At 44.8% G+C, this 13,059-nt stretch carries 6 protein-coding genes; all 6 read left to right on the plus strand.

Annotated elements, in window-relative coordinates; genetic code table 11:
* The first annotated feature begins 20 nt into the window (after positions 1–20).
* The 6 genes from AC1XUD_RS14955 (at position 21) to AC1XUD_RS14980 (ending at position 13,044) form a co-directional block, all read left to right on the plus strand.
* Positions 21–3,392, plus strand: coding sequence for a SusC/RagA family TonB-linked outer membrane protein (locus AC1XUD_RS14955; RefSeq protein WP_483361828.1), 3,372 nt, complete (start codon positions 21–23; stop codon positions 3,390–3,392).
* 23 nt (positions 3,393–3,415) lie between these two features.
* Positions 3,416–5,056: a SusD/RagB family nutrient-binding outer membrane lipoprotein gene (locus AC1XUD_RS14960; RefSeq protein ID WP_483361829.1), complete on the plus strand. Its 1,641-nt coding sequence runs from the start codon at positions 3,416–3,418 to the stop codon at positions 5,054–5,056.
* A gap of 119 nt (positions 5,057–5,175) precedes the next feature.
* The gene (locus tag AC1XUD_RS14965; RefSeq protein WP_483361830.1) at positions 5,176–8,592 is read left to right on the plus strand and encodes a SusC/RagA family TonB-linked outer membrane protein; all 3,417 of its coding nucleotides are present in this window, start codon (positions 5,176–5,178) and stop codon (positions 8,590–8,592) included.
* Between the two features lie 36 nt (positions 8,593–8,628).
* On the plus strand, positions 8,629–10,269 hold the full coding sequence (locus AC1XUD_RS14970; protein ID WP_483361831.1) for a SusD/RagB family nutrient-binding outer membrane lipoprotein: 1,641 nt from the start codon (positions 8,629–8,631) through the stop codon (positions 10,267–10,269).
* A gap of 84 nt (positions 10,270–10,353) precedes the next feature.
* Positions 10,354–11,625 (plus strand): hypothetical protein, encoded by a 1,272-nt coding sequence (locus tag AC1XUD_RS14975; RefSeq protein WP_483361832.1) that lies wholly within the window; start codon positions 10,354–10,356, stop codon positions 11,623–11,625.
* Positions 11,626–11,691: 66 nt separating this feature from the next.
* Positions 11,692–13,044 carry a PhoPQ-activated pathogenicity-related family protein gene (locus tag AC1XUD_RS14980; RefSeq protein ID WP_483361833.1) on the plus strand — a complete coding sequence of 451 codons (1,353 nt, stop codon included), beginning with the start codon at positions 11,692–11,694 and terminating at the stop codon, positions 13,042–13,044.
* The last annotated feature ends 15 nt before the right edge of the window (positions 13,045–13,059 follow it).

Here is a 13,059-nt window from a genome sequence, read left to right on the forward strand (position 1 = left end):
TACTATCTGCTAGTTGACAAATGAAATCAAAAGGGGCCTTTAAGAATTGTATCCGGTATGTATCGGTGCTTTTTCTGATCATTCTGCTATCAGAAACGGCGGTAAGAGCGCAGAGCTATGTCGTGACCGGGAAAGTTACATCGAGCGAGGATAACCTCGCGATGCCGGGCGTAAGTATTTTGTTAAAAGGGACACAACGAGGCGCAAGTACGGATGTGGACGGTCGTTATTCGATTGAAGTATCTGAGCCAAACGCGATTCTGGTTTTTTCTTTCGTTGGCTTTGTTCAAAGCGAGACGGCGGTAGGTACCCGTCGAATTGTTGATATCTCACTGGCACCGAGCGCTGAAAACCTGAAGGAGGTTGTCGTAACGGCACTGGGCGTAAGCAAAGATGCCAAATCGTTGGGATATGCCACTTCTCAAGTCAAAACAGATGAGATAGTAAGGGCAGCCAATCCGAACTTGCTAAAATCGCTGGACGGAAAGGTGAGCGGGGTGAATTTCACCAGTTTGAGCAGTGATCCGACTTCTTCTGTTCTGGTCAATATCCGGGGTACGACTACGATGCCCAGCACTGCCAACGGCGGAACAAACGTTTCTGCCAAATCGCAACCTCTATATGTGGTAGACGGGATCCCGGTTGGAACTCAGTCTTTTACAGAAAAAGACGGTGTGGATTTCGGGAATATCCTTTCTCAGCTCAATCCAAATGATATCGCTTCGGTGACGATTCTGAAAGGTGGTAGCGCCGGTGCTTTATATGGCGCTGAAGGTGGAAATGGTGTTGTGATGATCACTACCAAATCCGGGCGCGGAGCTAAAAAGGGACTGGGTGTTTCCTATTCCCTTTCAGCATCGGCTGAAAAACCATATCAGTTTATTCAGGAGCAAACGTCCTTCGGGCAAGGCGAGCGTGCATACGAATGGCAATATGACAACACAGATACCTGGGGGCCCACGCTTGATGGCTCATTTAGCGCGGATTATTGGGATGTGAAAAATAAAAAATGGGCAAATGGCGCGATGCGCTCTTCAAATGAAAACCGTGTCAAAGCATATCTGCAAACAGGGCATACAGTTACCAATTCGATTGGTGTCACTGGAAATTATGACCGCGGCGCATTTCGTTTGGGTATATCAAATATGACAAATGTTGGGGTGATGCCTAATACCAAAACGGAACAGAAATCTTTCACGCTCAATACCGATTATAATATGAGCAAGAATCTGAAGGTTTCGGTCAGTACGAGCTATATACATACTTTTGCGCCAAATAAAACCAATACCACAGGATCAAACAGCGTTTTGAACAGCCTGCTTTTCAACCTGCCGACTAACCTGCAGCCGCTTGGTGATATGCATGACTACTGGCTGACGGGCTTCGAAGGTGTGAAACAAAACGGTGCTATTATGAAGGATAACGGCGTGGATGTTTCTGAAAACAATCCTTGGTGGACGACTTACGAAAAACTTCACCGCTTCACCCGTGATAATTTCTTTGGAAAAATTCAGCTGAACTGGCAGCTTTCGCAAGACTTCTCACTTTTGCTGAGAACGGGTATGCAAAACGTTCAGGAAAAATATGAACTGCGCCAATCATGGGGTGGAAAAGGGGATGCTTTTGGCCAATATGTGTCTGGTAATAATGCCAGTATCGAGGCCAATACGGATGCGATCCTGACCTACAACAAAAACGTTGGTAAGTTTTCGGTCAATGCGTCTGTCGGTGGTAATTATCGTTTCAATAACCAATCGAGCCAGACCATCACCGGTGGTGATTTGAACTCTCCGAATTTGTTTACGCTGGCCAATATCAAGTCAGGGACAATGACTGTTGCCGGAGATCCATATACCAATACCAAAACGCAGAGTCTTTATGGAATGGCGACTATTGGTTACGACGACAAGTTATTCCTTGACGTAACGGGCAGAAATGACTGGAAAGGGATTTTGCCGGAAGAGAAAATAAGCTATTTCTATCCGTCGGCTTCCCTGAGCTGGATCGTTTCTGAAAGCATAAAATTGCCAGAAAGCTTCAATTTGCTGAAAGCGAGAGTTAACTGGGCCGATGTGGGTAATGGTTTGGTAAGACAAAGATCAATTGATACCTATAGTTATGACCCAAGTCCGTGGGGAGCCGTGAATACGGTGAGCTTAAGTACTTCGCTTGTTGATGCTAATTTGAAACCGCAGCACTCAGTTTCGCAGGAATTGGGTATGGATTTGTGGATGTTCAACAACCGTCTGAAGTTTGACTTTACCTATTTCATCAAAACTCAAAAAGACCAGATCGACAATATCGCATTGGTTCCTGGAACAGGATATACCGGTTTGTTGACCAATATTGGTGATGTAAGAAGCAAAGGGTTCGAATGGGGTTTGACATTGACGCCCATCAAAACGCAGGATTTCAGCTGGGACTTGTCAGCAAGTTTTACCCATTACAAAGCTAAAATCGTAAGACTGTCGGATCAGTTTGCTCCAAATGGATACATATTCGCGAGCTATGACGGAAAAACAAAAGTGAAGATCGCAGAGGGTGAGGAGATCGGTAACATTTATGAAGAGAACCCGATAATGAGAGTTAAAACAGGGAAATATGCAGGTATGATGCTGCTCGATTCAGAGGAAGGAAAAGTTCAGAGGTCGTCTGATGAGCGTGATCGTGGCAAGTTGGGTAATTTCAATCCGGACTATATCCTTGGGCTTAATACCACAGTGAGATACAAACAATTCAGTCTGAATGTGGTGGGAAGTTTCCGCGTTGGAGGGAAATACGTTTCGGTCAACCAGCAATATCTTGAATCAAATGGACGGGCAACTACCACATTGGGTTCAGGCGACAACAACCCATATTGGCAGGGAGGTCGTGACGCTGCTCATGGCGGTATGGTTTGGCCTGCTGTTGGAGGGAGTTCATTTCAGGCTATCAATGATAACAACGACGCCAAAAGATCTGATTTTCAGGATGCAAGTTATGTAAAAGGAGTATTTGTCAACCCAGAATATTCAGGCGACCCGAATGCGGTAACTGACGAGAACTACATCGTAAACGGTGCCGACAAAGCAAACACGTTCTACGATTTCCCTTACAATGGATATGGAGATGTGATCTGGAATTTCGCTTCAACCAGAACTTTCAGCGCAACCAATTTCAAAATGCGCGAGATGTCGTTTGCATATACCGTTCCGGCGGCGATGTCACGGAAATGGAAGCTGAACAACCTGATGCTTTCCGTTTATGGAAGAAACCTTTTCCAGTGGAACAAATCCGGACGCCACGAAGATCCTGAGTCGGCATTCTCAGGCGTGGGTACAAGCCAGGGTATTTTGAGAGCCACTTTGCCTAGTATCAGATCCTACGGGTTTAAGCTGGCTGTTGATTTTTAATGACTTTAATTCTCTTTGGAACTATGAAATATTGTATAAGAATATTCTTTGTAATAGCCTTGCTGGGAACGGTTTCCTGCTCGGAGGATGAACTGCGCAAGGATGATACACTTCAGCGGATGGACGCGGTAGAGTCTGTAAATGACCCATATTTGTTGGCGTCTATTATCATGAAAACCTCACTTTTTTATCAAAAACAGGCTTTCGACAACCGCAGGCTGCCCGGTGCTACTCAGCATATGGAAAGTAACTACCAAAGCAGTGACAACTATTATGCCGGCTTCAAGTCGAACTTGGATGATATGTATACTGCGATGGAAATCCTGAAGTTGATCGAGAGTTCTATGGGGCTTTCGGAAGGTCGCGGATCGGTAGCTCATGTCGGAATCTTTCAGGTTTTCAGGGTGATGCTGTTCTCGTTCATGACGGATTTTTACGGCGACGTATATTATTCAGAGGCTTTGAAAGCAAGAGAGGGAATTCTATATCCGACTTACGATAATCAGGGCGATATATACGCGGGTCTTTTGAAAGAATTGGATGAAGCGATTGCGAAAATTGGTCAGGGAACAGAAGATATATCATCCTCTTACGACCTGATGTACGCTGGCGACAAAGCCAAATGGTTAAAATTTGCCAATTCGTTGAAACTTCGTTTGCTGATGCGTGTGTCGGCAAAAACGCCCGACGTCGCTGCAAAGATTGCGGCTTTGGCAAATTCAGTGATGGTAGACGGGGCTGACAACGCTGCGATCTCATATATTGGAACAACAAAAGACAATTCGTGGACCGGCGGTGTAAACAACTGGGGAACGATTGAAAATTTTGATACAAGAAGACCTTCCAAAACGCTGGTAGACAAGCTCGCAGAATTAAACGATCCGCGGATGATGGCATGGTTTGCTCCCGTTGAACAGCCATGGACGAGCGACAAAAGTCTGGATGGTGTCAGTTTCTCGACGACGGATCTCAACGGGTATACTTATACTTCTACATGGGAGTATATTGACAGATCAAAACCAGAGATTGCAAACGTGGCGACTTCGGATATCCTGATCGATTCGAATAAGGTATATGTAGGTTTCATCGCAGGGATGCAAAGCGACTGGAAAAACGGAAACGGGCATTACAATACTGCTGATGGTGGTGTAGTTGGAAATTTCAAAGTATCAAAATTCTCCAAACTATTCAGAGAAAACAGCCACAAGTTGCTGAAAGCAATGATTATGAATAGCGACGAGGTACAGTTTCTATTGGCAGAAGCCGTTGCGAAAGGGTATTTGAGTGGAAATGCTGAAACCTATTACAAAAGAGGGATAGCGCAGTCGATGCTTCGCTGGGGTGTTCCCCAGGCATCCATTGATACCTATCTCGCTCAGGCAAGTGTTGCGCTTCCTTCTGGTGCGACGGCTCAATTGGCAAAAATTGCGGAGCAAAAATGGATCGGATTGTTCCTAGTTTCGACAGAAGGATATCTTGATTTAAGAAGAACAAAACTTCCGAATATTTTCAACAATGGTCGTTTGAGCGGTTATGAATTCCCGTTGCGCTACCGCTATCCGGGTAATGAATCGGGTCAAAACAGGACAGCATATGACCTGGGAGTAACAACGCTTTCTCCGGCGGTAGATGATCAGTTCTCGAAGATCTGGCTTTTACAATAATGCATATGTGGGAGGGGAACGAATACTTCCCTTCCCATTTTTTTAAACAGAATAATCAGTCACCAATTAATAAATAAGAATGCCTAAAAAGTTTACAAATAATCCTCATCCTAACATTTATGGAAGCTATCCTCAATTTACAAAAAACGCTCCGTCGTTTGTTGATCCTGGTAATGACCACCGGATTCTATGCATCCGGAGTTTGTGCAAATGCAGCCAACTCGCCCACTCATGTCGCTGATCGAACGATTAGCGGAAAAATCACTACAAAAACAGACGGTACGGCGTTAGCGGGAGTCAACGTTATTCTCAAAGGCTCGCAGACAGGTACCAGCTCAGACGCTTCCGGTAACTATTCTATTTCTATCGGTGAAAGAAAAAATCCGGTTTTGGTCTTTTCTTTTATTGGTCACGTTACGCAGGAGATTACGGTTGGCAATGAATCGGCGATCAATATCGTCATGGAAGAAAGTAATGAAACCCTTACCGAAGTGGTGGTGACCGCGCTTGATATCAAACGGGAGGCCCGCTCGCTGGGATATGCCGTTGGCCAGGTAGATGGTAAGGACATAAGCCGGGTTGCACAGGAAAACGTGCTCAACTCTCTTTCCGGCAAAGTTCCGGGAGTGACGATCAGCTCGACAGGCGGAACAGGTTCTTCTGTCAGCATGGTAATCCGTGGAGCCACTTCTTTGAGCAATGACAATCAGCCTTTGTTTGTTGTGGATGGTGTTCCAATCACAAACACGCTGAATAACGTTAGCCAGATTGGGAATGATAACCGTGTCGATTATGGAAATGCCATATCAAGTATAAACCCTGACGACGTAGAGAGCGTATCTATCCTGAAGGGGCCAAGTGCTGCTGCCCTTTATGGCTCAAGAGCGGGAAATGGCGTGGTGTTGATCACTACTAAAAGTGGCAAAAAGGCAAAAAAAATGACGGTATCGATCAATTCAAGTACCGTTTTTGACAAACCATATAAATTCCTTGATTTTCACCACAAGTTTGCAACCGGTATATTACCTTTCACGCCGGATAATAACCCATATCCGGGTGGCGTGCTGGTGATCGACGAAGGATCTGCCGGTGGGGTAGGGCCTGAGTTGGACAAAGGATATAAGGCCATTCAGTGGAACAGTCCCTATGACGCAGACGGAAATCAGATTCCGACTGAGCTGGTATCGCATAAAGACAATGTGAAGAATTTTGTGAAAACCGGGATTACAACGACCAATGGGATTTCAATTTCAAATAACACCGATTTGATCACCTATCGGCTGTCTTATTCGAATATGACGAACCATGGTATCGTGCCAAATTCAGATTTGTTTCGTAACTCATTGAATGTCAGCTCTTCGGTTCGGGCAAGTAAAAAGCTGACAATCAGTACCAATATTGATATCAGCCGGAATAACTCGAACAATCGTCCTGCAACCAACCGTGGAACGAATCCATTGCAGTGGGCATATGCAGTATCTCCGCATATTGATATCAGAGATTTGAAAAACTACTGGGTTCCAGGTCAGGAAGGACTTCAGCAATTGTCGCAAGGCCCAGGGGATTACAATAACCCGTATTTCCTTGCATATGAAGTCAACAATGGCTTTGTGAGAGACCGGGTTTTTGGTAACCTGAAAGCAGATTGGCAAATCACGCCAAATTTGAGTTTGATGGGACGTTATTCATTGGATACGTATACTGAGCAACGTACAACCAAAATAGGGAATAGCTATACCAATGACAGCCGTGGCGCATTTGGTCTAATCAATTTGTCAAGATTTGAAAGAAATGCCGACTTCCTCGCAACTTACAAAAAGGATATAAGCGACTTTAGTCTTTCCATTTCTGGTGGAGGAAACACCAGGTATCAGAAAAGCGCAGACCAGACAACGGGTACTAAAAACGGTACAGGTTTGATCATTCCTGGTTTGTACACGCTGTCGAATATTGCCCCGGCCAACCTGAGTTATACCAATGCGGTTTATGAAAAAGCAGTATTCAGCGTTTATGGATTGGCAAATCTTGGCTTCAAGGATATGGTTTACCTCGATTTGACCGCCAGAAATGACTGGTCAAGTACGTTGCCCAAAGCCAACCGTTCCTATTTCTATCCTTCAGCTTCCGTGAGCGTTTTGCTGAATGAAATGTTCGGGCTGTCCAATCAGGTCAATCTGTTCAAAATCCGAGGTGGGGTTGCACAGGTGGGTAATGATACCAACCCGTATAGCTTGCTGGCCACGCTGGGCAACTCTGGTGCATGGGACGGCATCACGCGTTTGTCAAAATCTGGAACCATTCTCTTGCCGGATTTGAAGCCGGAGATTGCGACTTCATATGAGACAGGGATTGACTTCAATATGTTTAAAAACCGTTTACGTTTTGCAGGAACGTATTATATGGTTGAAAACCGTAACCAGATTATCCCAACCAAACTTCCTCCTTCGTCTGGTTTTACCCAAAAGAATATCAACGCTGGTTTGCTCGTGAGCAAAGGACTTGAATTGCAATTGGGAGGAACACCGGTTGATGCGAACGGATGGAGATGGGATATCACAGCCAACTGGTCGAGAAACAGAACAACGATTAAAGAATTGTCTGACAACCTTGCTTTTTACACCTTGTGGACTGACGCAAAAGGTGGTGCCTGGACATATGTTGGTGACAAAATCGGGGATATCTATGATGCTGAAATCGTTACTGTAAAAGACAAAGAGTCGAAATATTATGGATATCCGATATTGAACGACGACGGTTCGTGGCAAAGCATTAGTGCGAGCACGACCAGAAACCGCATCGGAAACTTCAATCCAGACTTCATACTAGGTTTACAAACTTCCATTGCCTACAAAGGATTTAGTTTGAATATGACGTTCGACTGGAGACAGGGTGGAAATTTTGTTTCTCAAACTTACAGATATTCAGAGTCTGACCTGAAATCACAACGGTTTCTGGATAACCTGATTAACCCGAACGGAATGTCAGGCGATGCGCTTCGTAACTATTTGGTAGACAATGACAAAGTGATTATTCGAGGCAACAACTTCCCGATCGTGGGTGGGCCGACTGCGGAATATGGCGGTTTTCCATTTAAATATGGTGGCAATACATACGACTACGCAGTGTTTAATCCGGGTGTGATCGCGACATATGACGAAAATAATGAGATTACCGGCTATACCGAAAATCTGGGTGGCGCAGGTACCAAATACATTCCATATGGAGACAATTATCCTTGGGATTTTACGCGCGCGGCAACTTTCGATGCATCGTTTGTAAAACTTCGTGAAATAAGTCTGGGATATGATCTGCCAGCGAAACTCATCAAACGTGTGGGTCTGCAAAACGCCAATATCGCGGTATATAGCCGTAATATCATCCTTTGGACAAAAGCCAAAATCGGTATTGATCCTGAGCAGGCGTTTCAGCAGGAGTCTAATGCACAGGCCGGAACTCAGTTCAAACAAGGTATTGAGCGCTATAATGTTACGCCTTGGGTACTGCCGATTGGTTTTAAATTGGGTCTGACATTCTGAAAATCCGAAACATCGTTTATATCGAAATAAACTATCATGGAAAAAATTAATAAATCACTTATAAGCCTGTTGTGTCTCACCATCATGATCTTTTCATGTAAGGATCTTACAGAGATCAACGAGAACCCGAACGGGGTCGCACCGGAAACGGTCAACCCGAACCTAATCATGCCTACGGTGTTGACAGAAGCTGCCAAGTTATATGTAAACCTTGGTTATCAGGATATTGCGGGTGTTGTGCAGCATACTCAGAAAGATGCCTGGGCAAGTGGCCATAACGACTATGACTGGGGCGGAGACCAAAGCTGGAGCGCCTATTATGATGTGCTTCGGACCAATAATCTGCTTTTGACCAGATCGGAGGAAGTTGGGTTTGAATACCATCAGGGAGTAGCGCTCGTAATGAAATCTTTCGTGTTCGGACTCGTTACCGACCTTTGGGGCGACGCACCATATACCAACGCGCTGAATGGCGAGGCAGGAGGATCAGAAAATATCTATCCCGCCTTCGATGATCAACAGACGATCTACACCGGCATACTTGCGGACCTTGAAAAAGCGAATACATTGCTATCCAAATCAAAAGCGGAATATTCGGGGATTGTTGATAATGTGGATGTGTTTTACGGCGGTGATCCTGCCAAATGGCGGAAGTTTGCCAACTCGCTTGCACTGAGATATTACATGCGTATTTCTACCAAACTTCCTGATGTAGCGAAAGCTGGGATTGAAAAAATTGCCGGAAACGCAGCGCAATATCCGATCATCACTGCTAATGATGACGACGCAACGATGTCATTTCCAGGTAATTCCGACAGTGATTCCTGGCCCGCAAATGCAGTATATGATGCCAGCGGAAGTAACTATCGTCGTATCAAAATGTGCGCGACGTTTGTTGAAAGGCTTCAGAGCTTAAAAGATCCGAGGTTGGATATATGGGCAAAAAAGGTAGAAGTTCCTTTGGTTGTAGACGGAACTTTGCCCGCGGGAACAGATAAAATTGTAGATGGCAAACGCTATTTGTCGCCTGATAAAGTGGGTAGTGAAGTGATTGATACCGACCCGGATTATGTGGGATTGCCACCTAGCTTCTCGGCACTTCCTTCTGCCTATAATCTGAACCCGACGCCAGGGCAAACCTCTTACAATCCACACGTTTCGTTTGTGAACGAGATATATAAAGCTGCAAAAGGGCCTTTATTGAAAGCAAGGTTAATATCCGCAGCAGAAGTACATTTCATATTGGCTGAGGCAGCATTAAAAGGCTGGTCTGCGGGAACTGCAAAAACGCATTATGAAGAAGGAGTAAAAGCATCAATGACAACCTGGACGGTGGGAAGTGGCTACAGCGCATACATCGCTCAGGCAGGAGTTGCTTTTAATAGTACCTTAAAACAAATTATTGAACAAAAATGGATTGCCAGCTGGACTGCTGCAACGGAAGCATGGTTTGACTACCGCCGTACCGGATTCCCTGCCTTAAAGGCTGGTCCTGCTGCGAAAAGGGAAGTATTACCACTTCGTTTTTACTATATGCGGGATGAAATTAACATCAACCAGGCCAGTGCATCTGTAGCTTTGGGGAAACTGGAAGTAACCAAATATTCTCAAGCCGATCAGCAAAACAGCCCATGGTCTAAACAGTGGCTGGTGAAGGGATCCACAATTCCTTGGTAATGAAGATTTAAACTCAGCGTAATGAAAATCAGGCACCGGGGCTGGTAATTCAGCCTCGGTTTAATTTTGAACTGGCACAAAAATATGAATCGACGTTTTTTCGCACTGATCTTCACTTGGTTGGTATGCTTGGCGTTTTCAGCAGGAGCACAAAACTTGAAAGTTGGAGCAGCCGTTCGGAACATTACTCCTGACCCGCTGTTGCCTGTCTCCGGAGGCATTGGTACCCCAAAGAAGGCAACGGAAACAAAGGGAAATTTATTTATCAGGGTCATGGTTTTCGAGAAAGGCGACACCCGCGTGGCAATAGTCAATATTGACAATTTGGGCTGGCCATCTGTTTTAGGAAACAAAACAAGAGCATTGGTAAAAGGCATTCGACCTGAGAATATTCTGATTGGAGCGACTCACACCCACAGCGGGCCCGATGCATATGGTTTCCCGAATGAAAAAGGTGAGGCCTTTGCCGATCTGAAATATCTGGATAAATGCGTTCAGCAAATGGCTGATGCGATAAATGAGGCGGTTCAAAAATTGCAGCCTGCGAAATTGAAAATTGCGGTGGGGGAAGCGAAGGGGAAAATATCCTATAATTATTATGCGGATAAGCTGTTCGATCCACGTTGCGGCGTCATTCAAGCCGTGGCAAGCGGCGGTTCCCAAAATGGAAAAGTCATCGCGACTTTGGTCAACTATGCGATCCATCCGGAAGTGATTGGTTCAGGGAGAGGGATATTGAGTCCGGACTTATGTGGGCCGTTATATGACCGTATTGAATCGAAAACCGGGGGGATTGCTTTGTTTATGAATGGCGCTCAAGGTGGTATGGTCACTGCCGATAATCGTTTGCAGGACGGTAAGGAGGCGAATAACTGGGAAGAATGCCAGCGTATCGGTGAGCTGCTTGCAGACGAGGCGTTAAGGATAGTTTCCAACGCGCCGACCGAGAATAATCCTTCACTTTTTTGTACATCCAAACAAGTCGAATTCCCAATCGATTCGGATATAATGCGGTACATTTTAGCAAAGTCGCCCCTTAAATATCCTGTCAACGAAAAAAATACTGCTCCGGCGCAAGTCAATATCCTGAACATAGGTTCAGCGCAGATTTTAACCATTCCCGGCGAGGCTTTACCCAACATCGGATACTACGTGAAACGGCATATGAAAACCAAGTCGCCATTTTTATTTGGATTAACCAACGATGCTTTTGGATATATCTTAACCAAAGTTGACTTTGATAGTTTCAAAAGATATGAATATGTCAGCAAAACCAGTTTGGGTGAAATGACAGGTGAAATCTATATCGAAGAAGCCCTCAAGCTTATTAAATCTGCTCCTGAAGCGGATCATTAAATGTAAATACAAGAGTTTAGTAATGAATAAGATACGTTCACTAACAACTAAAAGCTAATAGCTATTATGCTTAATAAGAGATCGATTACTGCTTTTCTAATGCTTTTGTTTGCCTTCGGCACGGCAAATTCCCAAACAAAAATAACGCCGGAAACGGCTTTGCAGGCCTACCTTCATAATGGTGATAAAGCATTCAAGTGGGAGCTGAAGGAAACAAATACCCACGACGGAAATACATTTTACAACATATTGCTTACCTCGCAGAAGTGGCGTGAATTCACATGGACGCACCAGCTTACGATCATCGTTCCGAAGGAAATCAAGTACGATGGCGCGTTGCTGTTCATAACCGGTGGCTCGAATAAGGAAGGAAATCCCAATTGGAAAAATAATACAGAGGATGAGCTTTTGGCATCGCTTTCGGGTGTTGCGAAAATTAATAAAGCCATCGTGACGCAGTTAAGACAAACCCCCAATCAGCCGTTTTACGACGACTTGACAGAAGATGCACTGATATCCTACACGCTTCACAATTTTAAAAAGGACAAGGATTATAGCTGGCCACTGCTTTTCCCGATGGTCAAAAGTGCGGTTCGGGCGATGGACGTAGTGCAGGAATTTTCCAAACAAAAGTTAAATAAGCCTGTCAAAAACTTTGTGATTTCGGGTGCATCCAAACGAGGATGGACGACCTGGCTAACCGGAGCGAATGATACTCGCGTTGCCGCCATTGCACCGATGGTTATTGATATTCTGAATATGCCCGTAAGTCTTGATTATCAGATCCAATCATGGGGCGACTATAGTGTTCAGATCGAAGATTATGTAAAACTGGGTATTCCACAGTCGACGGGAAGCGAAGATGGAAAGGCGATCACGGCAATGATTGACCCTTATTCCTATCGTACGAAACTCACAATGCCGAAACTCATATTTATGGGTACTAACGATGAATATTGGGTCGTGGATAATATCAAAAACTACCTGAAAGATATTCCGGGGCTTAATATGCTGCATTATGTACCAAACGCCGGGCACGATTTAGGCGACGGAAAACAGGCTATGGAGGCTTTGAGTGCCTTTTTTGGAGCAACAATGACAGGCAGCGAGTATACCATGTGCGACTGGAAACAAACTCCGGGAACGAAGAGCGTTACATTGGATATCAAAGCAACTCCTGATAAGTTGGTGGATGTAATCGTATGGTCTGCCACTTCGCCCGATCAGGATTTGAGAAACGATACCTGGACAAGCAAAAGCCTTGGTATTAAAAATAAGGGCAATATTCAAGTGAAGGAGGCACTTCCTTCGAAGGGTTTTAAAGCGTTTTATGTTGATCTGAAATATAAGAATCTCAATGGCCAGACATATACCGAGAGCACGCGGATATTCCTGGCGAATGAAAAGTCAGTGCTGTGATTTACACCATTTATG

It is taken from the genome of Dyadobacter sp. HNCC25DJ184 (assembly GCF_056895215.1).